Origin of the sequence: Segatella oulorum F0390 (assembly GCF_000224615.1) — a bacterium.
Taxonomy (GTDB): Bacteria; Bacteroidota; Bacteroidia; order Bacteroidales; family Bacteroidaceae; genus Prevotella; species Prevotella oulorum.
Genome location: NZ_JH114215.1, coordinates 155,447 through 179,800, shown reverse-complemented (window position 1 = coordinate 179,800; position 24,354 = coordinate 155,447). Strand labels below are relative to the sequence as shown.

At 48.5% G+C, this 24,354-nt stretch carries 13 protein-coding genes and 2 pseudogenes; 3 read left to right on the top strand and 12 right to left on the bottom strand.

Going from position 1 to position 24,354, the window contains the following annotated elements; all coding sequences use genetic code 11:
* Positions 1-28 precede the first annotated feature (28 nt).
* From HMPREF9431_RS00745 to HMPREF9431_RS00730, 4 genes are read right to left on the bottom strand one after another with little or no spacing between them, the layout of a single operon-like run.
* The gene (locus tag HMPREF9431_RS00745; protein WP_004379126.1) at positions 29-1,129 is read right to left on the bottom strand and encodes a DUF4876 domain-containing protein; all 1,101 of its coding nucleotides are present in this window, start codon (positions 1,127-1,129) and stop codon (positions 29-31) included.
* Positions 1,130-1,158: 29 nt separating this feature from the next.
* A complete protein-coding gene (locus HMPREF9431_RS00740; RefSeq protein ID WP_004379125.1) occupies positions 1,159-2,565 on the bottom strand; it encodes a hypothetical protein in 1,407 nt (468 codons plus the stop codon).
* A 19-nt stretch (positions 2,566-2,584) separates the two neighbouring features.
* Complete coding sequence (locus HMPREF9431_RS00735) at positions 2,585-4,012, bottom strand: hypothetical protein (protein WP_004379124.1); 1,428 nt, start codon at positions 4,010-4,012, stop codon at positions 2,585-2,587.
* 11 nt (positions 4,013-4,023) lie between these two features.
* A complete protein-coding gene (locus HMPREF9431_RS00730; RefSeq protein WP_231287739.1) occupies positions 4,024-6,288 on the bottom strand; it encodes a TonB-dependent receptor in 2,265 nt (754 codons plus the stop codon).
* 796 nt (positions 6,289-7,084) lie between these two features.
* Between HMPREF9431_RS00730 and HMPREF9431_RS00725 the strand changes: the two are divergent.
* Positions 7,085-7,378 (top strand): annotated as a pseudogene (locus tag HMPREF9431_RS00725) (ABC transporter ATP-binding protein); the annotation flags it as partial.
* A gap of 50 nt (positions 7,379-7,428) precedes the next feature.
* Here HMPREF9431_RS00725 and HMPREF9431_RS00720 read toward each other — a convergent pair.
* The 7 genes from HMPREF9431_RS00720 to HMPREF9431_RS00685 all read right to left on the bottom strand — a co-directional run bounded on the left by HMPREF9431_RS00720 (position 7,429) and on the right by HMPREF9431_RS00685 (position 21,642).
* On the bottom strand, positions 7,429-9,960 hold the full coding sequence (locus tag HMPREF9431_RS00720) for a zinc-dependent metalloprotease (RefSeq protein WP_004379119.1): 2,532 nt from the start codon (positions 9,958-9,960) through the stop codon (positions 7,429-7,431).
* Positions 9,960-12,506 carry a zinc-dependent metalloprotease gene (locus HMPREF9431_RS00715; protein WP_004379118.1) on the bottom strand — a complete coding sequence of 849 codons (2,547 nt, stop codon included), beginning with the start codon at positions 12,504-12,506 and terminating at the stop codon, positions 9,960-9,962. Before HMPREF9431_RS00715 ends, HMPREF9431_RS00720 begins: the two co-directional genes overlap by 1 nt.
* 19 nt (positions 12,507-12,525) lie before the next feature.
* Entirely contained in the window at positions 12,526-13,950 is a 1,425-nt protein-coding gene (locus tag HMPREF9431_RS00710) for a PKD-like domain-containing protein (protein WP_040560613.1), read from the bottom strand.
* 130 nt (positions 13,951-14,080) lie between these two features.
* Entirely contained in the window at positions 14,081-14,785 is a 705-nt protein-coding gene (locus HMPREF9431_RS00705) for a DUF4843 domain-containing protein (RefSeq protein WP_004379116.1), read from the bottom strand.
* 30 nt (positions 14,786-14,815) lie between these two features.
* Complete coding sequence (locus tag HMPREF9431_RS00700) at positions 14,816-16,261, bottom strand: RagB/SusD family nutrient uptake outer membrane protein (RefSeq protein ID WP_004379115.1); 1,446 nt, start codon at positions 16,259-16,261, stop codon at positions 14,816-14,818.
* Positions 16,262-16,275: 14 nt separating this feature from the next.
* The gene (locus HMPREF9431_RS00695) at positions 16,276-19,539 is read right to left on the bottom strand and encodes a SusC/RagA family TonB-linked outer membrane protein (protein ID WP_004379114.1); all 3,264 of its coding nucleotides are present in this window, start codon (positions 19,537-19,539) and stop codon (positions 16,276-16,278) included.
* Between the two features lie 933 nt (positions 19,540-20,472).
* Positions 20,473-21,642, bottom strand: coding sequence for a dicarboxylate/amino acid:cation symporter (locus HMPREF9431_RS00685; RefSeq protein WP_040560986.1), 1,170 nt, complete (start codon positions 21,640-21,642; stop codon positions 20,473-20,475).
* A 315-nt stretch (positions 21,643-21,957) separates the two neighbouring features.
* Between HMPREF9431_RS00685 and nrfH the strand changes: the two genes are divergently transcribed.
* Together nrfH and HMPREF9431_RS00675 are read left to right on the top strand one after the other, a co-directional pair.
* Positions 21,958-22,560 (top strand): cytochrome c nitrite reductase small subunit, encoded by a 603-nt coding sequence (gene nrfH, locus HMPREF9431_RS00680; RefSeq protein ID WP_004379112.1) that lies wholly within the window; start codon positions 21,958-21,960, stop codon positions 22,558-22,560.
* A gap of 99 nt (positions 22,561-22,659) precedes the next feature.
* A pseudogene (locus HMPREF9431_RS00675) lies at positions 22,660-23,988 on the top strand (ammonia-forming cytochrome c nitrite reductase subunit c552); the annotation flags it as partial.
* A 57-nt stretch (positions 23,989-24,045) separates the two neighbouring features.
* Here the strand turns inward: HMPREF9431_RS00675 and HMPREF9431_RS12045 are convergent.
* Positions 24,046-24,354 (bottom strand): IS256 family transposase (locus HMPREF9431_RS12045; RefSeq protein ID WP_004379110.1); only part of this gene is annotated, 309 nt, incomplete at its 5' end.

The window sequence follows — 24,354 nt, the reverse complement described above, 5'->3', positions numbered from 1 at the left end:
CGGAAAGTGTAAAAATCAATAAACTACATCATTTGATGGGATTTCCTTTCTTATCACGTCGTGATAGCGCCGCCACCTTCACTTCGAAGTCGCTCTTTGAGTTGTCGTCGTCGACAAACTTGCGTCCGTCCCATTTCCTGGTGAGCGCTAAGCCCGAATATATGGGTAAGTCGCTCGGCTTTAACGACGAGAAGCCCACATCGGTCACTGCGTTGTATCCCTTATCCAATTTGCTTGGTCGCATTTGGAAACGGGTTCTCGGACATATCGTCATGCAGTCGATCACGTGGTCGAAGGGAATCTCTATAGCATAGAAATCGGCGAACTGGCTGCTTGTGATGTTGATATAATGCCTGTATTTATTGCGCTCCTTCGTGTCGTCAGTATTCTTTTTGAAGTCGTCGGGCGTCCACGGCAATCGGACGAGCGCCACACCCGTGTGTTCAGAGAGAAAGGTGAGTTCGAACTGCCACGCAAGCTTGCCGCTGGCTGTCTTCGTCATATAGATGGGCTGCATATCGGGCACGTCGGGGTTGTTTTTGTCATTTTTGTTACCCGTGGGCATGGTCCACTCATAATCGGCCTTTGTGAGGTCGAGAAAAGCCTCCAATCCCTTGTACTCCTTAAGGTCGAGTTCCTCCCCATTCTCCTCGGCGTTGGCGCGCAACCATGCGATGAACTGCTTTTCGTGGTCGATGGCATACTTTGCGATGATGACCGACTTATGTGGTGGCACGGGGTGCTGCGTGCCGTTTCCGGGGAAATAAGAAATAGCACCCACACCGTAATATCGATTGACAAAGTCGTCTTTAGGAGCAAACTGAATGATAGTAGTGGGATCAATGGCATTTGTACAAAGTGCCAGCCCGTCGAGATACTTTGTCTCGTCGGTGGGGTTATAAATCTCGATGTATTGGTCGTCGTTATACATATCCGGACTATTGGGAAAGCCCCATTTTCGCAAATCACGCACCCAATAATGGCCTGCGTAGAAGACTTCCTTGATGAGAAGATGGTCGACGCGCGTTTTCGAGGTGGTGCGCTTCTCGGGGAGCTCATTGCGCACACAACTCGTGAGCGAAACAAGCAAAAGAAGAACCGCATATCGAATGTTAGAAATCGTTTTCATATTGTGCTGTTGTGATGAATGATAATTCGTTAAAGAAACCAGTTGCCTAAACCGCGCCCACCGCCGACGCCGTGGGTTTGCACGTTTTGAGCGGCTTCGAGCGCTTCTTCCGGCGTCAAACCAATCTCAAGACCCAAATAATAATAAAGCGGATCGTTGGGATCAATGGTGGTAGGGTCGGTATCGAAGCTGCTGCAGAACACCTTGATGGGAATGTTGAAGCGCAACACCTCTTTCCACTCCGAATTGTTGCCATATTCTTTCGGCTCATCGGGGTTGTAGGCCTCCGCGCAGATAAAGGGACTGAGAAATTCGTAGGTGGAGTGGCGCTGCAAGTATGCGTCGCGCGGAATGAGCGCCTTTCTGCCCTTCGGGCACTTCATGACGCGCACCGAAAGGAAGAATCGGGGCAGCAAATAGGATGGGCGCGTGTACTTTCCGGCCTCTCCTGTGGCGGGGTCCACGCGGCGGGTGATTTTAAGTGGCCACTCGGTGTGACGGCTGTCGTTCTCGTCGGCTTCAATATCAAAATTGAAGTGTCCCTTCAATCCCACGCGGTCTTGATCGTAAGGCGCCACTGCCCAGTCGGCGTCCGCGCGTCCCAAAGGAGGAAGCAGGCGCTGATTAAACAATTCACGCGCTCCGTCGGCCATAGCGTCATGAATCCATGTGTCGCGGTAGGTATATTCAAAGACTTTCGGAGTGGCATTAGCGCGTTGCTTCCACGAAATGCTATCGGCAAAGAAGGGAGATGGCACGGGAGTTGTGTCGATGGTTCCGCCCGGCTTCCATTCACCATAAGAAGTCTTCTTCGGATGCCACGTTCCGCGGCAATCGGTCACTGTGTAGGGTTTCCCTTTGTCGTCGACGTCGCTCACGGTGAAAAAGATTTGATACTCATCCGAGTGGCTGAGGATATCGTCGTTGAGGAGACGTCCCTCTTTGTCGAAGAAGTAGAGACACAAGCCCCAGCGCTTCAGCCTTCCGCCAATGATGCGGATATAGTCGGGACCGCGCTTTCCCTCGTTTTGCTCTAAGAAGGTAACGGTGCTTTGGCGGTCTACCGCAACCGTGGGCCAGGCCGTATTGTTGTTGTGGATGATGGCAAATTGCTCCTGTCGCCATGGCGCGTTGCGATAGACAAAGTTCCCATGCATCATTCCGTCGCCGTGCGAATGACCTTCTTTAAACATAGCCAAGCACGTGGCCCAGTTGTTGAATGCGCCTTGCGGATCGGGGTTGTTGAGCGGCTGCGTCACCTTTATTTTCTTCAGACTGTCCACGTAGCGGTCGGCGCCGCTGTGTGCGAGTCCCTTCGCAGTTAAGGGATTCTCGTTATAATCGACATGGACGTTACCAAATACGAAGTCGTCGCACGCCGTGCAAAGTGCGGAAATGCCCGCAACGATAAATATATGTCGAAAGATTCTTTTCATTGTTTGCTTTGTTTTCGTGCTACATTAAAACAAGATGATGTCTATATTGTGTGAAAAAAGACGCGGGATCATTGAGCATGCGCCAAAGCGTGTGAGCATCGGCCTGCGGATAAAATCGCTTGATATCGGCACAACATTGCGTCTCGCCGTCGTGCGTGTCGGCCAAGATGCGCACCGACAGCGGGTAGTCGATGTCGAAGCTATCCCAGCCGGCCTGCAACTGGTTGAAGTTCCACAGATAGTCGTGCTCGCTGTTCTCCGTGTTGCAGTATTTGGCCGGCCGCTCGGCTTCGCCCACATGCTGTTGCCCCTTGTTGAGGATATGGCAGATTTTGATTTGCAACTGAAACGCCATTCTGCCTTGCTTGAATTGCATGATGCCCTTAAATCCTAAGCGGTCGAATGGCGCACCGGCTTCTAAGCTACGCCCTTGTCGCAATAAGCCCACCGTTTCGCCATAGCGTTGGCGCGGCGCGTCGGTGTCGGGATCGATGAAGTCGTCGTTGTAGGCATCAAGGAACGTTTTGCCCAATTCCTCCTCCACGGGGTCGGTATCGCGATAGTCGTAGGTGAAAATCTCGGGGGTGAGCGCGTTCAACTTCATCATGTCGATGACGCGATAGAGCATGTAGGTCTTCCCATTGGGCGCAACATAAGGCTGCGTGGCTTCGGGTTTCCCCGATCGTTCAATCGCCGTCCACGACAAGTTTTCGTCGTAGTGCACTTGGTTTTGTCCCAACGTGAAATGCGGTGGTGCGAAGATGTTGATGGCCGAATACTTCGTTGCGGGCTCGGCTTGCGTGCCTGCACCACGAAATGTGTAGCGGTCATAATAGGTGGAAGGCTGTGCCAACGTGCGTGGATAGACTAATTGAAGCCCGCGGACGATGTCTTTATCGTCGTCCCGACGCTGGTCGAGCGAGCTATTGCCCACAGTGAAGAAATGCTGATGCACAAGCAAAGTGGCATTGTCTTCGTCGGGAACATTCACGCCCTCTTTATCCTTTTTATAAGGATAACCCGAGAATTGATGGTTGATGAGCATTCCGTTCTGGTCGTAATAGCGCAGTTCCAAACCATAATAAATCTTGTCGGATGCCACCACATCGAATTGCTTACGTGCGGTAGTGATGACCATTTGTCCGTCGTCGTCGCGCGAAATATCTATCTCTTGGAGAATGGGAACGAGCGTGCTGTCGCCCGTCACGTGATAAGTGTTATAAGCCCGCACGGAGTCATCGCCGTTCGGCCCCACGCCAATCATTCCCCCTTTATAGCCCATGCGCAGAATGGCATGCACAGCATAAATCTGGTCATGCCCCTTCACGTCGCGCTCTATTGAGGAGGGTGGCGCTTTGATGATTTTCTTAAAGAAGTCGTCTACGCGCTCGTTCGAACAGCTCGCGAAGAGCAGCATCGCGCTAATGAAGATATAGAATTGTTTCATTTTGCTTCGAATTAAAATTTATAAATGGTGCGCAGCGAATAATTCACGCCGCGTTCGTGTGCGTAATAACGAAAGCGGTCGGTATACTCTTTATACAAGGCATTGAGCATGTTCTCACCCACGAGCATGATTTTCCATTGCCTTTTGTGGGCGAAATTAATCGAAAAATCGAGCGTCCCGTTCAATAAGAAATAGCCCGCAGGCGAGTCGCTCACCAAATCTTTATCGGGATCGAAACGCCGTTGCTTCGTCACATAGATGCCCGAGAGCGAGAGCGATGCCCGATATTTCTTTCCGCTCGAAAAGCTACGTGCGTAATTGCCCGAAAGGCCGTAACGATCTGACGGCATAAACGGGAGCCAATCATTGCGTGTGATGTTGCGTGCAAACGTCCATTCGCCCTTGCCCACAAACGTCAAATCGTTCAGCGGCTTCACCGTCACCTCCACATCGCCGCCATAGAGCCGCACGTTGTCTTGGTCGTAGATAAACTTAGGATATTTTCCGTTCGGGCGGTTCTGAAAACGATCCTTTCCCGTTCCAATGTGGTCGTAGATGTAGCTGTTGATGCGCTGATAAAAGAAACTCGGCTCCACCGACAGCCATGGCGTGCGATAGCGAGCGCCAAAGACCGATTTATAACCGCGCTCACTGGCCAAATGGCGGTTGCCCACCACCCAATAAGAGCCGTCCTGCAGACCGATGGCATAAAGCTCGTTGATGTCGGGTGGACGCCACGACCAACCCACATTCGCCCGAACATCCCACTGTTCGTTAAACTGATAATGCCCGGCCAAGCTCGCCGTGAAGTTGCTATAGAGTTTAAAGTCGTCGTAATAGGTGTAGTTGCTCAGACTCGTATAGCCGTTGACCGACATCACTCGGAAATCATAGCGTGCACCCAGCGCACATTGCAGCTTGCCAAATTGCGCCTTGTGCAAGAAGAAGCCGCCCATCGAGAGCGCTGCAAAGTTGGGCACAAAGGCGGGTTGCTTCGTGCCGGGATAGTTGAAATTGGTTTGATAGGTGTTCGACAGTCCCGCCTCGGTCGACATGTTCCACAATCGCCATTTGGCATGCCACAACACATCAAACTTATAGGTCTTGAGGATTAAATCCTGCACAGGAATCCAACTCCACTGATCCTTTTTGCGATTTTCAAACTCTTGTCGCAAATTTTCCTGAAACGACAGTGTGAAATCCACCTGATGTTGCTTGCTGATTGCCCATTTCAGCTCGCCCTTGAGCGTCACATGCTGCGACTGTTGAAACGGCGGTTTGATGCGATAGGAAAACGGAAAGAAACTCTCGGGATCAGGACGTCCATATTCAAAACGCTTCAGCAACTGGTCTAAATCGGATATTTTGCTGGCATAATAAATGCCGCTGCGCTGATAATAAATGCTCGAAAAGAGCGTTGCCGTCAGCTTGCGCCCTTGCCAGCCCCCCATGGCCGACAAGCTGATGGTGTTGTAGCCCGTGTTGTTGAGCAGATAGTCGGCCGTGCGATAATCGCCGCCGCGGGTGTACATGCCGTGCAAGCGCAGCCCCACCTGCCGATAGCCCATCTCCACATTGCCACTGCCACTCACGCCGCGCGCATTGGTGTCATAGCCAAGGTTCACCGTGCCGCGCACTTTGCCACGCTTATAGCCGTAGGGCAGCGGCGCATCGTTCATCAACACAATGCCACCCATCGCACCAAAACCGTAGCGAATGCACTCGGCACCTTTCACTACCTCCACCATGCTCGAACCGGTATAATCCAACTCGGGCGCATGGTCGGCACCCCAGCTCTGACTCTCCAACCGCACGCCATTATTAATCAGCAAAATGCGGCTGCTGTGCATGCCCTGAATCACTGGCTTGGCAATGGTGTTGCCCGTGCTGATGGAACTCACACCGGGAATACTTTCCAACATTTTGGCCAGCGAGTTGGCACCGCCTTTCTCCAACGCCTCGGCATCAATCGTAGCCGACTGCTGCAGCACATCGGTGTGGCGTTTCTGCGCCGTCACCACCACATTGTCGAGCATTTTAGCATCTTCTTGCAGCAACAGCGTCAGCGTTTGCCCGTTGCGAACCGTCACCGTGCGCACTAAGCGCTTATATCCCACCGACGACACTTCGATTTTCACTTGCCCCACGCCCTGTTTGAAACGCAGCGTGCAGCGTCCGTCGCCATTGGTGGCCGCACCCGAGAGTGCTCCATCGCTTTGCACCGTAGCCCCCACAATCGGCTCATGGGTGCCGGCGGTTTGAATGATAAACGTCATTTGAGCGTGGTCGTCAGCAGGTGCCGCAAGACCATGCGCTGCGCCCATCGCAACGCCCATCCACAGACACAGCCCCAGCATCATCCACCGCAGCAGACCAAGGCCGCTCCGACCGACCACATCTCTCCATTGTAAAAGGATCAACATATTTGTAGTTCTGTATATAATAATTAATGTATACTCCTGCCCGCGTGCCTTTCTTTTCGCAACAGAATGGAGCAGACAGCGTAAAAACAATGCAAAGGTACAACCCTCAACCCAAAACCACAATACCTAAAAATAGGTAAATGCGCCGCAATCCACATTTTTTCTACCGCCGCTCGGAGAAAAAGCGCTTTCAACAGTTACTTTTTGCGCTGATCAAAGTGAAAAAAGATTAGCCCCCCGGGAACTAACGCATTTTTTCTTTGAAACGGATTAGATACGCTGTAACTAACATATTTTTTCTTTGAAACGGATTAGATACGCGGTATCTAACGTGTTTTTTCCTTGAAACGGATTAGATACGCTGTAACTAACGTGTTTTTTCCTTGAAACGGATTAGATACACTGTAACTAACGTGTTTTTTCCTTGAAACGGATTAGATACGCTGTAACTAACGTGTTTTTTCCTTGAAACGGATTAGATACACTGTAACTAACGTGTTTTTTCTTTGAAACAGATTAGATACGCGATAACTAACGTGCGCTTGAATGGCAAAAAGCCATAAAATACCCACGTTTAGGTATTGCGCGCACTGTTTATTCTCGGTATTTTTGCAGCAAACCCATTTCCAAATTCTACATTATTCATGATATGATAAAAACCCTCAAACGTTTAGGAGCTTACATGGGAGGCCGCAAATGGTTGCTGCCCTGCTCCGTCGGGCTGTCGGCGGTTCACGGACTGCTGGCGCTCGTTCCCTTTGTTTTGTTGTGGCTTGTGGTGCGCACACTGCTCACCGCCGAGGGCAACCTCGCGCAAACGCCACTGTGGGACTATGCTCTGGCGGCTTTCGTGGTGTCGGTGGCCGGCGTGGCGCTCTATTTTGTGGTGCTCATGTGTTCACATTTGGCGGCTTTCCGTGTGGAATCAACCCCGAAACAACAAAATCGTGTTGCGTCTCGTTGGAATCGCCCCCAAAAACAACAAATTTGTGCTTAGCCGTTGAGATAGCGCAACACGCGGGCGTAGAGCAATTCGTAATGGGCTTTGACGGCCGACGAACGGGTGGTGGCGATGCGCGCCTCCAACAGCTGTTTGAGCTGCTGCGCGTAGTGGAAAATATATTCGGCAGTGCGGTCGACGGTCTCAGTCCACATCGATTCGGGCTCACCATAACCGCTACCAAAGCTAAGGAACGCCACGCTATCGGGCGCGTTGGTTTGCAAACTGCGCACCTTGCCGATTTGCTTCACCTCGTCAACATTTTGGCGCAACTTCTCCACATAGATGTTTTGCAGCGCACGATCGGTCTCGTCTAAGTTCTCATCGCCCGCCAGCGTCTTTGCCCACACGTTTCGATAGACATCATCGCAATATTCCAACGGCGAGTAAGACGTGGAATCGAGGTAATAGGTCAGTGCCAGACGCGGCGTGGCTGAGAGGGCATATTCTTGCACCCCGCTCTCGAGCATCTTATAAGGATGGTTGTTGAGCTGCGGCAATCGCTGTTCGATTTCGGGCACTCCACGTTTGCCAAAGCGACGGGCTTCGTCCAACATCCATAGGGCTGCGGTGCGTTGTTGCGCTTTGGGCACTACCTGATAGCGCGGAAGGCCCGACGATTCGGACGACTGCAAGAGATGGATGCCGCTGATGTGGGCATAGACGTTGCGCATGTAGCCATAAGATTGCGAGGCCATGGCACGATAGAGTTCGGCCTTGCGCGTGCCGTCTTCGCCGTCGGGAATCCATTCATCAAAGTGTTTTAAGATGTAGGTGAGGTTTTGCAACCCATAATTGCTCGACTTCACGGGGTCGTTGCCCAAATCTTCTTCGATAGAGGAGTCGTCGTATTTAACGCCCGTTTGCTGCATGCCATAACGATACATGGGGTCGTTGGCATGGGCTTCGACGAGCTTGTTGAGCGGTGCGATGTCGTCTTTGTAGCTCTTGGAATGAGGGAACACGCGATAGGCCCACTCCAAAGCATAGTAATCATAGACGCCAAGGAAGGGCGGTTCCATCGCCACGCCCTTGTCAGAGGGTTGCGCTACGTAGTTGAAACGCGCATAATCCATGATGGAAGGTGTGGTGCCATATTGCTGTGTGAAGGTGGCCGACCGCAGCGAATCGGTGGGAAATGCCGCCGAAGCTCCCATGTTATGGGGGAAGCCGAGTGTGTGGCCCACCTCGTGTGCGATGATATATTCGAGCGTTGAGGCCATCAAACTGTCGGGCATGGTCGTAGCACGTGCAGCAGGGTCGCGCTGCGCCGTCTGCACAAAGCGCCAGTTGTTAATGGTGTTCACCACGTCGTTGTAGACCAATACGGTGGCCGTGACAATCTCGCCCGTGCGCGGATCAACCCAGGAAGGTCCCATAGCGTTCTCCACAGCCACCGGCAAATAGCGAATGCACGAATATTTAAAGTTGTCAGGATCGAATGAAGGGTCGTCGGTAGGGAAATCCTTTACCTGCATCACATGCTTAAATCCAATGCGCTCAAAGGCCTTGTTCCAACGCAAGATTCCAGCCTTAATGGCCTTTTTCCATAATGCCGGGAAGGTGTTCTCCACATAATATACGATGGGTTTCACAGGTTCGGTGAGTTGCCCCGCGAAATAAGCAGCCGTGTCTTTAGGCTCTATGCGCCAACGGTTGACGAAACTCACCCGCTCAATAAGCCCATTATTGACAATGGATTTCGGCGTTAAGAACATGCCCACACGTGTGTCGCTCAACCGAGGCTTCATGGCTTTCTCGGGCAGCAACGCCAACGTGAAGTTCACCCCAATCGAAACGGGATAATTGCCCACTGCCACATCGCCACTCCCGCCGCTCATATTGGTGATGTAATTGCGCTCCATTTGCACGCAGGCATTGGTGTCGAACACCTTCATTGCCGTCACACGCGACAGATCATCCTTTAAATCGGCATCCACACGAAACGGACCTGCAGACTTAGAGATGACGGGAAAATAGCGGCTTTCGCGCAAGAACAGCGACGAAGCATCGAAGAGAATGCCTCCTGTTTTCTTGTTACGCGCCTTGATGGGGAACGTAAAGAAATCGAGGTTGCGATAGTTCTGCTCTTCAGAACGCTTTGGCGTGTTGCCTGGCAGCGCATCCATCATCTCAGAATTCACCGCCTCCATCACAATGGCACTATCCTTTTCAACAAAGCGAACATGCGTCAACGCTCCGTTGTTAAATCCCAGTTCGGCAAACTGCGGATTGGAAACCGATGAAATAGTTGCGCCGATGAGCATGTCGCGCCCCAAGGTCTGGGGTGGCAACTCCACCAAAAGTCTATCTTCTGTGCGATAAAACGAGATGAAAGACCCCTTGGCCGAATCAGTTTTGGCATCCGAAATAGCACGTGTATAAGCATCTTTCACCACCATAGGCGTAGCTTTCTTTTTCTTTTTAAAGAAAGGAAAAGCCTGCGTAGAAAGCGAAAAGCCAAGCGAAACAACGAGCAGTGTCGCACCTAAAACGGCACGCGTAGAAACATACTTATGCTGCATCATTTCTTCACCTCCATGGTTTTGTTCAACTTAAACAGCAACATCTCATAGTGCGTCTTTGCAGCAAGAGGCAAATTGCCCTTCAAACATTTCTGCAACAAGGGGCGCAAACGCAGCAGGCTGTTATAAAAATAGAGCTCAGAGTTGTCGGCTATGTTGAGATCCACATTGGGAGAGAGATTTAATCCGGGGTCACCAAAGCCTGGAGTAGTGCTGGTTTCGGCCTGCATAAAGGCTGCTCTCCCACCCGATGCGCCTGAAGAACTTCCACTACCCGTTACTTTCGAAACGGCTGCTTGCGCATAGTTCATAAACGTGCGCTGCATAATGCGTTCGCCTTGCGACGGGGCACGCTGCTCTGCAGCACTTTTAAAGAACACGTTAAACACATCGTCGAAATAATCTTTCTGCGAGTAGGTGGCTGGATTTAAATAGGCCGACACGGCAACACGTGTGCGAGCAGCCAAGATTTCATAAGCCATGTACTCCAACGATTGGTCGTAATAGCTCACGGCCATAAAGCCTTTACGCTCGAAAACGCGGTCAGCATAGTCGGTGAAATGCACCGCCTGTTGCAACACCCATTGCAAAGAACGTTGCTGAAGAGCCTTGGAAACCACTTGATAGCGCGGCACTCCCGACGAAATCTTCATGTTGTTGATATAAATGCCTCCCACATTGCTCAACACTTGCTGGAAAAGTGCATAACGTGCCTGTGAAATTCCCCAATAAAGTTTTTCTTTTATGCGGGTGTCCTCATCATTCTTAATCCAAGAAGTCAGCCCCTTTTGGGCGATACTCAGGTTTTTATTCGTGTAATTAGCCGTTGCAATGAAGTCATTTCCCAACAAACTTGACTGTGCACGCGGATCCCATTTGTTATAGCGTGCATCATAATATCTGAGACGAGGATTTTTGATTTTGCTATCAACAAAAGCCTCCAAAATCTTCTTTTCCTCATTGATAGAGGTCTGCTCGGGATTGAAATAACGATAATTCCAATTGATGGTGAATGCGTCATACATACCGATGCCCGCAGGAACCAAGCGCACACCCTTGTCCATAGGTTGTGCAATGGTGTTATAATGGAAATCGTCCATCACCGAAGGCGTCAGCCCCATGGTCGTTGTAAAACGTGCATTGCGCAGCGAGTCGGTGGGATAAGTGGCCGAGGCACCTGGATTATCCAAAAGACCTAACATGCGACCCATCTCCTTTGTAACCAAGAAAGATAGCGCTTCGGCAAACTTTGCTTCGGGCAAACGATTTGAACGCACTGAAGGATCAACAGCAGCCGTCTCAACATAACATTGCCGGTGCAACAACGTTTCTACATTTGAATAGATAAACATCGAAGCCTCCATAATCTCTCCCGTGTTGGGATTGACATGAATATCACTCGAAGGCAGAGCCGATGCACCACTCGGAACATAGCGAATGCACGAATACTCAATATTATCAGGATCGAAATCACCACGCTTTTGTGGGAAGTCCACTACCTCAATCGCATTCTTAAAGCCTATTTTTTCAAAGGCTTTGTTCCATTGTAACACACCCTCCCGAATGGGTTTCTTCCAGTTTTCTGGGAAGGCATCGTCCACATAGAAACGAATGGGCACTACGGGCTCGGTTAATTTTCCCTTAGCATAGCCTTTTTTATCTTTTGGAACCAAATTCCAACGATGTGCATAAAAAATACGTTGGCTCTTTGTTCCGCCATTAGGAATTTCCAAACGAACCGATGAATTCACACCCATACGCGAATCCATGATGCGTGGGCGCATAGCACTTTCGGGCAATAAAGCCACCGTATAGCTCACCCCTACGGTCGTAGGCATCTCCCCTCCGATGGGCATTGACATCAAAGATTTCGAAATGCCATACGAGAAATCGTTTGTAATGGTGAGGTTCGTGTCAAAGCTCTTCACCGAACGAATGAACGACAACTCTGATTTTGGCGTTGCTTTGAGCGCATAATTCCCTTTTTTGGTAGGCATCACAGCCAACGCACTATTGGGCTTTCCCAATAAAGACGTTACATCAAACACCACCGCACTGCTGTCGTTGGAATAGGCTGCAATGTTAAATCCATTCCAAATGGCATCGCGATAAGTCAACGCCAACGCACCTTTAAGTTGTGTGTCAGCTCCATTATTTTGAAACAACACATTGTTGGGCGTCTTCATCACCACCGCACTGTCTTGAATATCGAAATAAAACAAGATGGGATTAAAGTTGTGTGCTCCCACAACAACATAATCGGGGTCGGTCGTCGACACAATAGTCCCTCCCAACATCATTTGCTTTTTAAGCAATGTCCGGGGCAATTCAAAATAAATACGGTTGTCCATCTTGTGCACGGTAATAAACTTACTGCGCGCCGTCTCGGTCTTCTTGTCCTTAAAAAGACGGTCATATTTTGTTTCCTTTTTAGACTTTGAAGCCGAAAACGCTTGAAAATTTCCTGCGCAGACCACAGGCGTTTGCAAAGAGAAGAGGAGCAACAAGGCTCCCCCTAAAGAAGATTTAAACACTGAAAAATTCATGTATTAATTTCCTATAATATTAATTTCGATATAACATCTTCACAATTTTCCCCGTGACATTGGGCTTCTGCCAAAGCAAGGTGTTGGCTTGTAAATCATAACAATAAAGATTTCCAGGCAGTGTTCCTGCGGTGCTATTTGTTGCAACATACAATTTATCATCGTCATCAGAGAACACCATGTCGACAATCGTTTCTGTAGCGTTGCCCACAGTGAACAGCGGTGTGGTTGAAATGGATGCACCGGCCAGCACATTGTGCGCATAAATCTTGTTTCCTGCGGTGAAATAAATGAGATTCTTGCTGCGTGCTGTGCGAACGATTGAGCTGGTTGTGATGCCTGTTGTGGCAGGAATTTCGGCATGATAGAACACGTTGGGCGCAATACGTCGGCTGGCATCTGCTGAATAATAGCCTGGGAAAAGATGCGTAAGATAGTATTTCCCGGTCGTTGTATGACGGGTAACGACCGCTAAATTGCGCTGTTTGTCAACACCCCCCATGCCCACTAACGTCTCATCAGTGAAGGTTCCATGTACAATTTCCTTAGGAACAGCCTGTGATTCAATGCCATAGGCTAACAATGCCCCGCGTGAATTATCGAAATAAGCATCGGCATGTGCATAGAATAAATCATTTCTCCACCAAGGAGCCATCACGTTAGCAAACGTGGGAACATAGCCCAACACTGAGCTGAAGTCTCCCGTTTTGGGCACAAGGTTGGTTGAACGCACTGCCAAAGAATACAATCCGCCATCAATAATCAGCATGGATAGGTACTCACTGGTGTTCGAACTGCGCACAATCTGAGACACACGTCCGGGGGCATTGGTCTTGAATGTCGACACCATTTCGTAACCATCCAATTGGTAAATGGTTGAAGGATTGCCCGCTGCCAGCACTAAAATATTATTATCTTGGTTGCCTAAATTTTTGTTCCAAGCCATAGAACAAGGCGCACCAAAGGTAATTCCAGGATTATTGGGTGCTAAAACATCCAACTCGAAATGCTTTCTCGAGGCATCGGAAGGCACATAAGTCAAGATAGCATGGCTATCTTTCTCGGCCAAAACAAACAGACCTTGCGTATAGGCAAACTCCACATTGAGCGAGAACTCATAGAGTTGCATGTTTTGTCCATTGGTAATCTTCAACCGACAGGGATAGATGCCCGATTTCGTACACGTATAACTTAAATTGGGTTGCGTAGATACCTTTTGGTGATTCACTTCCCATTCATAGCTAATGGGTAATTGCGCGTTGGTCTGAACCACCGTGGGCGAAAGGTTTAACACTTCACCTTGGTTCAACGTATACGTCTTATCCAAAGGAGTCTGCAAACTTAATTGCGACACATTGTCGTCTCCATAGGTAGAATCGTCTTTGATACACGAACTCAAAAGGAGTCCGAACAATCCCACTAAAAATATATATTTTTTCATCATCAGTTTTCTTTATTTTACAAGTGTGCCATGCACTGCTACTTAAAACATTATGAAATGTGCTGTAATATGCTGCAAATTACGTCGCAAAAAGATAGCTATTGCCCGCTAATATGCTGCATATTATGTGGCCCTATTCGGGATGTGCCCTGAAATAAGCAATCACCTTCTGAACATTTCTGTACAGTTGCGTAATGCCACTTCTTCCCATTGCTTTCTCAATTTCTTTGGGGTCGTTGTTATAAAACGACAACAACATCCGATATTTTGCAGGCGTGAAAGGGGGCATACCGAAATAGGCTCGCAAGTAACTATCCCACCATGTGGGTTTCTCCAACACATTATCAAACGTGATGGTGTATTTCAGTTTGTCGGCAAAGCGTGTGTTCACTTCTGAAGAAGGTTCTAAACGTAGCACCAAGCGAATGTGATCGTTTTGCGTATCGCTGAGATGGTCACGCAAGAGCACCACAGGATAGTTCACATAACCACTATCTGCCGGTATCACAGGCTGTTGTTCGGGCAACAAGAAATGCACTCCTTCTTGCGCAGTGCTCTTGCTATCCACCACAATCTTAATGGCTTGTGGCGCTGCTTTCAACCGCCCAGCTAAATCGACACGCACATGAACGGTCTCGCGTGTGACGGTTGTTGGCAGCGTACCAAACGAGAAATTGGTAAGCGTGTCGGCGTCATTTTTAGCATGAAAATAAACTTGATTTTGTGAGTCATATTCGCCCTTTTTGGCATATTCACCATCATAATCTACCGTGGTGCACGCTTGAAAGGCCAACATGGTCAGCCCCAAAGCAAATGTATATTTGACAGACTTCTTCATATTATTCATTCGTTTATATCATAAGACTATTTATGGATTACCATATTCACGCTCTCTATCGGACCAAGGCAGATTAAAAATGTCATTGGTAGGCTGATAGGTGTCGATGTTTCTAAAATCGGTAAAGCTCTGATTATAGTGCTTCAACGCATAGAACGTCTGCCCCATTCCCGGAAATTCGCGTCTCCGCTCCAACAGCATTTCGTTCACAAATTTAGCCTTTGAATCGACTCTTGTCGAGGCAATGGCCGCAAGCCCCCTACTCTTCCTCACTTGATTGAGCAAGCTGATGGCCTCGGTTGAATTGCTATCATAAACGCTCTCGGCCAAAATATAATACATCTCGGGCAGACTGATGAGCACAAAGCCTTTCAAAGCATCGGTAGACTTCGCCTCAGCATCATTCTGGATTAATCGAACAAAGCTAAAAGAGGAGGTCCCTCCCGAAGCATTTTCGCGGAAGAAGGTGCTGTAACGAAGGTCGGAACTCAAAGCAGAGAAAGTGTTCGTTTCATACAAATCTTTCACATCGCGGCGCGCCTCTGTATAAGAACCCTTGCCCGTTGAGCGCAAGAACGTAGACCGAATGGCTTCGCCTTTGGTGTTGTTATACAGCCCAAAAATCATTTCTTTATTGGCAGGGAAGCGCATCACAGCGTCGATGGTTGACGCACTATTCAATTTAAATAATTGGTTGGCGGCAATCACTTCGCGTGCACAGCGCGCAGCTTCGGTGTAGTTTCCCATCGCGTAATACACGCGTGCTTTGGTGGCCTTCACCGCATATTTGTTGAAAAGCATCACGCGCCCTTTGCTGTAATCGCGCTGGAAAGTGCCGTCATAGCTTACATCGTCGTCATCGGCCAACAGCGTTTCGGCCTCATTCAAATCATTCAAAATGAGTTGGAATGTTTCAAACAAGGTGTGCTTCTCCTTGTTTTTCAAATTGAACGTCGTAGCATAAGGCAATCCTTCGGTTGTGGCATTGCTGCGTGTATAGTCGTTGCAGAACAGGCGTGCCACATCGAAATGCAGGAAAGCACGCAGCCCCAAGCATTCGCCTTTCATGTGTTTACGCTCTTCGGGTGCAAAACTCTTTTGGTCTACATGCACTAATACATTATTGATACAAGCAATGACTTCGTATTGTTTAGCCCACACCTTATCAATCACATTGCGTGCTTGCTGATTGCGATAGTCATAATGGTTGAAATGATAGGTGAGTTCTTGCGGATTATCATAGCCAAATTGCTGCCCAATCTGGTCAATCATGCCCCACGATAAGTTCTCGCCATAGAGGTCGCCGGCTGCCATTTTAGCATAGATACCAAACATAGCATCCTCGAAACCCATCATATCATCGAACATCTTACTTTGCTCTAACTGCCCTTTGGGTTGCACATCCAAGAAGTCGTTGCACGATGAAAATGCGACAACCGAGAGGAACAGGCAGACATATTGATATATCTTTTTCATTCTTATGCCATTTTTTATAGTGAGAAACGTACTGAGAACTCTACACTTCTGTCGTAAGGATAGGACAAACCACGCTCGCGTTTTGCCGTAGAGAGATAGAATAAATCATTGGTGAGCAACTCTAAATACATGCGGCGCAGACCATATTTCTGTAGCCATGCCACAGGAACTTCATACGAAAGCGACAAACTGCTCATGCGAAGATAGTTGTTCTTTTCGATGAAGCGTGAAGTCTGGTTGGGTGTTGTGGTGTCATCAATGCGTTTAAAGCGTGCAATGGTGCCCATTTCTTTCCAACGATCGCTCAGCACACGGCGGTCGGCATTATACTTAGGATTGGCACCTTCGACCTTCGATGCCAACGTTTCGTTGTACAAGGCGCCACCAAAAGAGTATTGGAACGAAGCGCTCAATGCGAAATTGCGATAGGTGAGATAGGAGTTGATGGCACCAATGCCATAAGGGTTGCTATCGCCAAAGATGACTTTGTCGTTAGGACTATACACAAAGGTGTATTGCCCGTTGCGCTTGATGTAGACCTCTTGTCCTGTGATGGGGTCGATACCTGCTGAAGGAACCACCTTGATGGCTGTGAGCGACTGGCCTTCTTCATACACAGGAAGCGGCGCCACACCACCTTTAGCAAGGTTTTTCTCGTTTTGTTCGCGCAACGCATTACTGATTTTCTTGATTTTATTCTTATTATAAGAATAGGTGAACCCGATGGACCATTGCCAATCTTTATTCTGAATGGGGATGGTGCGCAGGCGCATTTCGAAACCTTTATTCTCCACCTCACCGATGTTTTCACGCGAGGTTGTCACACCGATAGAGGGCGCTTTCGTAATATCTAAAAGCAAATTGTCGGTGTTCTTGATGTAATAGTCGGCCGAGAGGTCGATTCTTCCGCGCAAGGCCGTGAAGTCAACACCGATATTCGTGCTCAAAGTGCGTTCCCATTTCAAATCGGGATTGCCGATGGTGATGGGCACAGCACCGGTTCCTTTTCCGTAATTCAAGCTATTGCTGTAACTATAAGTGGTCAGTGCTTGATAGGGATTGAAATTGATGTTGCCCAAATAGCCCACGCTGGCACGGAGCTTCAGCAACTGAATGGGCAACCCTTTCATAAACTTTTCGTTGTGAAGGTTCCATCCGCCGCCCACACTCCAGAATGGTGCGAAACGCTTGTTTTTACCAAATTTTGAAGAGCCCTCGTAACGATAAATCAAGTCTAAGAAATATTTGTTATCCCAAATGGTGTTGGCATTGACAAAGAAACCTACGCCACGCGATTGCGTATCGGAACCCGATGGGTGACTGTTGAGCGCATAGGTCGAGGCAAAACCCGGATGACCGAGCTTGTCGGAATAGAAACCGATGGAGCGATAGCCTGCAGCATCAACCGAAGACGACTCGATGCTACTGCCGCCCATAGCCGTTAAAAACAGCTTCTTAAAGATGTAATCATTATAAGAGAGCATCACCTTTCCTTGGTAGGTAGTGGTGTTCACCCAGTTGTCGTCTAAATAACCGCGTTGATCGGCCGACTTGGTCAGAATCTCATTATACGAGAAAGGCGACGTAAAACGGCGTGCATCTTGCTTGCTTCTGTCGATAGAGAAGTCGCCATCCAATCGGTATTTCTCACCAAACCAAATCTGCACGTTGGTGGTATTGAGGAATTCAAAGGTGTTGGTCTTGCCATAACTGCCCAAAGAGGCTTCGTAAAGCGGGTTGGCAATGTCGTGATAGAACGACTTACGCAGCTCGCCATCGGCCGTATAAGGATTTTCGTATGGATTTTGTTGCGCCCAAGTTCCGAAATCACCATAGGGAGAAGTGTTGCTCGTTACCGACGAAATCGTGGCATTGTTCGACACAAAGAATTTGCCCGAAACATTGTAAGAGAGCTTGAAATTGGTGGAGAGACGTGTACGATCGGACCCACGCATGACACCGGCATCGTTGCCATAGCGCACTCCGAGATTATATTTGGCGCGCTCATCGCCACCATCCAAGCTCACGCTGTGGCTCTGCGAGATAGCATTGCGAAGTGGTTTCGACAGCCAATCTGTGTCAACACCACGCTGCACCTCATTGAAAAGCCGCGCATAATCGCGATCCAACGTGTATTGCCGCGTGGGGTCGCTGTCTTTAAACAAGCCCGCCAGACGCTCATATTCGAGTTTGTCGGCAGCATTGAGCAGATGATAATCGTGCAAATCGGGCGTCGAGAGGCGCACCGTTCCGCTATAATTCAGTTTCAACTTTCCACCCTTCAAAGCCTTGGTGGTGATGACAATGACACCCGCCGAAGCCTTGGCGCCATATAAAGCCGAGGCAGAAGCATCTTTCAACACCGTGACCGACTCGATGTCGTTCATATCCATATCGTAGACATATTCGGCAGAAACCTGCGAACCATCGACCACAAAGACGGGCGTGTTGGCCTGCCCCTCAAAGGTGGCACGGCCACGAATGTTGATATCGGCCAACTTATTGGGGTCGGAACCCTTGACGTTATCGTCGAGCACCACCATACCCGGCACAAAAGCCGACAGACTTTGCAGCACATTCTTGGTGCCCATGTTCATCAGTTGGTCTCGACTGACGGCCACTTGCGCACCGGTAAACGAGTTTTTGTTCTTCGTGCCGTAGCCCGTAACCACCACTTCTTGTATTTCGCGCGTGTCTTCGTGCATCACGATATTGCCCGAAGCACCATGCTTTATCATCTTTGTAACGGTTTTATAGCCTACCGACGACACCGTGATTTTGACTTCTTTCAAATCGGTCTGCACTTGATATTCACCATTCACATCGGTCACAAAACCGCCATTCACACCTTCCACACGCACGATGGCACCAACCAAAGGCTCGCCATTGCCATCGGTCACCTGGCCATAAATGCCTTTCTTGCGCTGATTGGCTTTGCTGCTACCCAAATAAAGCGTGTTGCCTTCGATGCGATAAGTTAAGGGAAGTTGGTTGCTCAAGGTGATGAGCATGCTGGATAAAGGCTGTTCGCGCACATCAAAGGTAACACCCTTAAGTGCTTTCACATCGTTATCCGCATAGGAAATGGTCAAACCCGTTTGACGAGCAATTTCATTGGCAAACGTTTCAACCGTGGCATTGCGTAGCGACAAGGTCACTTTGACTTCGTTTTGCGTCTGTGCCAAAGCCGAGGAACAGCATGGCCCCATGCACAAAAAGCCCAGAAACAACAACATTCCTAAGCGATGGATGCATCTAATATTCTGCAATTTTCTCATTATAATGGGAATTTTAATAGGTGGAATACAAATCTTTTTTGTGTCGTGCATGCGAAGAATTTAAGCTGTCGCAAAGCTATTCATAATGTTTTCTAAAATGAACAAGTTCTAATTTTTCTATCTGTAAGCAATATGCACTTATAATTTACGATTGCAAAATTATAAAAAAGAAACGAAACTGCAACGCTTTTACCTTGATAAAAATACTTTCGAACACGATTTGGCACCAATAGAATCAGTTGAAAAAACACCGTTCGCCCACGGACGAACAGCCGAAAATGAAAAAAAACATGCGAGCGTCCACGGACGAACGATTAAAAACGATGCGGTCGTAAGGGGAATATATCGAAAAAAGTTTGGCTCATCCGACATTTTTTCTTTGAAACAGATTAGCGAAGCAATAACTAACGCATTTTTTCTTTGAAACGGATTAGTGAAGCAATAACTAACGCATTTTTTCTTTGAAACAAATTAGTGAAGCAATAACTAACGTGATTTTTTTCTTTGAAACAGATTAGTGAAGCAATAACTAACGTGATTTCATTTAAAAAATCATCAGCGAGCCGCTCACTAATGTGATTTCGCTTTAAAAACGGTCAGCGAGCCGCTCACTAATGTGATTTCGCTTTAAAAATGGTCAGCGAGCCGCTCACTAATGTGATTTCGCTTAAAAAATGGTCAGCGAGCCGCTCACTAATGTGATTTCATTTAAAAAATCATCAGCGAGCCGCTCACTAATGTGATTTCGCTTTAAAAACGGTCAGCGAGCCGCTCACTAATGTGATTTCGCTTTAAAAACGGTCAGCGAGCCGCTCACTAATGTGATTTCGCTTTAAAACTAGACTTACAACGGGCGCGGCTGCATGGTGTGGGCACGCGATGGTGAAAGGAAATGTGACAACCTACGACGGCAACGGCATGCTGGCGCAACGATTACACAGTAACAGGCCGTTTGCGAAAGATTTTGTTCACCACCACGGCGATGGCTCCATCCCCCGTCACGTTGCAGGCCGTGCCAAAGCTATCCATCGCAATATAAAGGGCGATGATGAGCGCTTGCTCCTCGGAGCCAAAGCCCAACACGGAGGCCAACGGAGCCAATGCGGCCATCACGGCACCACCGGGAACGCCCGGACCGGCTACCATGCAAATGGCCAGCAACAGCATGAAATTGAGGAAGAGCGGGAAACTGTGGGGAAGGCCATTCATCAGGCAAACGGTGAGCGCACAGGCCGTGATCTTCATCATGGAGCCCGACATGTGAATCGTAGCGCACAAAGGGATGGTGAAGCCGGCTACGCCCTCGTCTACCCTATTCTTGAGCGTTTGCTTCAGCGTCACGGGAATGGTGGCTGCCGAAGACGATGTGCCTAAGGCCGTGAAATAGGCGGGCAACATGTTGAAAAGCAGGCGAAACGGGTTTTGCTTGACAAACACACCTGCGGCCACAAACTCATAGAGCAGCACAACAATGTGGAGCACAAAAATCACCACAATGATTTTGGCAAACACCAAAAGAATGTGGTAGGCCTCGCCGCTATAGGTCATATTTAGGAAGATGCCAAAGATGTAGATGGGCAGCAAGGGAATGATGATTTTCTCTATCACGCGCTCAACGATGGTGCCAAACTCATTCAGCCCGCGCTTCAACACGTCGCCTTTACCATAGGCCACGCCCAGACCCACCATGAAAGCCAGTACCAAAGCGCTCATCACATCCATCAAAGCGGGAATGTTGAGTTCAAAGAAAGGCTTCAACGCATGAGGCTGTTCGATGTGAACACCTTGTGTGGCCGACACCAACGACGGAAAGAGCCAGCTGCCTGTGCCATAGGCCAACAGGCCAGCCAGCACTGTGTCGGCATAGGCCAGCACCACCGTTACCAACAAAATGCGGCCCGCCGTACTGCCAATGTTGGCAATAGCCGGAGCCACCATGCCCAGGATGATGAGCGGAATCATAAAACCTAAGAACTGACCAAAAATGCTGTTGACCGTGATAAAAATGCGCACAAGGGATTCGCCAAACACATTGCCGCAAATCACACCCAACAAAATGGCGATGAGGATGCGCGGAAGAAGCCCAAACTTGAATGATTTCATATCGCTGAATACGCTAAAAGATGATTGCGTGGGCAAATTTACAATTTTATTTCTAAACTTGTTCCGTTTGCTTTTGATTTCTTGCGGCGAACCAATCGTAACAGACAACACCTGAAAAAAGTTTGCTGCAATCCGCCTTCCGCACACAACGCCCACTCGCTTTTCTCAATAAACTACTTGCAGCGCAGAGGAAAAATGCTACATAGCACAGGTATCAAACCACAAAATCCCTACAAATGAGGATATTTTTCAGTTTTCTTAACCGTAGCTATCGATTTATTCTCTAATTTTGTGGCCAACTCCTAACTAAAGATTATGAATCTAAGTAGTTTACATAAATGGACTGAGCGCATCACCTATCGACAGAAGGTCGTAGGACTCACAACGGGCGGCATCATTGTTGGATTAGCACTTTTGTTTGCTTATACGTTGCGCCTGCATACCTATATTATCGGTGATGACCCTGCGGCGTGCGTGAATTGCCACATCATGACACCTTATTACGCTACATGGGCGCACTCTTCACATGGACGAGATGCAACGTGCAACGATTGTCATGTGCCCCATCAGAACATTGCTAAAAAATATTTTTTTAAAGGAATGGATGGCATGAAGCACGTGGCTTATTTCGTCACCAACTCCGAACGGCAGGCCATCATGGCTGAAGAGAGTTCGGCCAACGTGATTATGGACAACTGCATTCGCTGCCACACACAACTCAATCAAGAGTTTGTGAAGACGGGACGTATCAACTATATGATGGCCAAACGCGGCGAAGGATTAGCCTGTTGGGACTGCCACCGCGATGTTCCGCACGGTGGAATGAACGGTTTGGCTAAGACACCCAACGCCGAATCGCAGGTGCCCCTGCCTCCTAATCCTGTTCCCGAATGGTTGCAAAAGGCTTTGGGACGATGAGGTTACACCTTATATTATATATAGGACAACTCATATTATATAAAAGACAACGAATAAAGAGAAATACCATCATTTGTGAAATCTAAAAATTTAAAGAATATGGCTAAGCAATTAAAAAAATGGCAAGGCTGGATGCTGTTCGGCGGTTCCATGCTCATTGTGTTTGTTTTAGGGCTCCTCTGCTTTTCACTACTCGAACGAAGAGCAGAAGTGGCCAGTGTTTTCAACAATCGGCGCGTGCCCATGACTGACTCGACTGTCGCACAGAACGAGAAGTTTAAAGAAGACTTTCCGCGCGAGTATGAAACGTGGGCGATGACGGCCGACACCACTTTCAAGAGCATGTACAACGGTTCGCAAGAGCGCGACATCCTCAAAGCTTTTCCCGATATTGTGATTATTTGGGCGGGCTATGCTTTCTCACGCAACTACAACACGCCACGTGGCCATCGCCATGCCATTGAAGACCTTAGAAAGATTTTACGAACGGGAAATCCAGGTATCGACGGCGACGGTGATATTCAGCCTGGAACATGCTGGACATGTAAAGGTCCTGATATACCACGCTTGATGCGCGAGAAAGGTATTGGGGCTTTCTATGGTGCAAAATGGAGTGACTGGGGACCCGAAGTGATGAACACCGTGGGATGTTCTGACTGCCACGATGCACGCACAATGGATTTACGTCCCGCACGCCCGGCATTATATGAGGCATGGAAGCGTGCCGGTAAAGATGTCAACAAGGCCAGCCATCAAGAGATGCGCTCTTTAGTCTGCGCACAATGCCACACCGAATATTATTTTGAGAAAGACAACCATCAATACTTAAAGTTCCCACAAGACAAGGGACTTACTTGTGAAGCCGCCGAAGCCTATTACGACAGTATTGGCTTTTATGACTACATCCATCCGCTGTCAAAGGCTAAAATCTTAAAAGCGCAACATCCAGGTTACGAACTCTTCAAGCAAGGTATTCACGGGCAACGCGGATTGAGTTGCGCCGATTGCCACATGCCTTATATGCAGGAAGGCGGTATTAAATACACCGACCACCACGTGCAAAGTCCGTTGGCCAAGATTGATCGCACCTGCCAAACCTGCCACCGGCAAGATGCAGAAACACTGCGACAGAATGTTTATGAACGGCAGAAGAAGGTTTATGACTTTGCTGTGAAGGTGAACCACGAGTTGGCTACAGCACATTTAGAAGCCGAGTTTGCTTGGAAGAAAGGTGCCACACAACCCGAAATGGCAAAAGCACTCAACGACATCCGCAAGAGTCAATGGCGCTGGGACTACTCCTTAGCCAGCCACGGTGCAGCCTTCCATGCACCGCAAGAAGTGATGCGTCTCTTGGCCAACGCGATGGCCTATGCCAAGGATGCCCGCATTGAGATTGCCCGAGTAGTGGCGAAGCATGGCTTCACGGTATTGTCCTAAAAAGTGTGTAACCATAATTTCCCATATCTTCCATTTTGTTCAAAATTATTTACTCTCTTTCCAACATCTCCATTGATAGACTTTCCTTCGATATGTAGTCTGTGTTTCTTCCATTGCAACAGATGCCAACAGAAATAAAACCGATTGACTTGACGGCATTGCAGCTCTCATCTTAATGGTTCTTTTATACTTTCTGTTGAGCCGCTCAATCCAATTTGTCGTATAAATGCATCTCTGTACTTCTACAGGGAAGTCCATATAGGTGAAATAAGCAATATTACGTTGGGCTTTATATTTACGTAACACGGGGTATTTCTTTTCCCATCGGTTTACAAAAGTAATAAAATGTTCGTA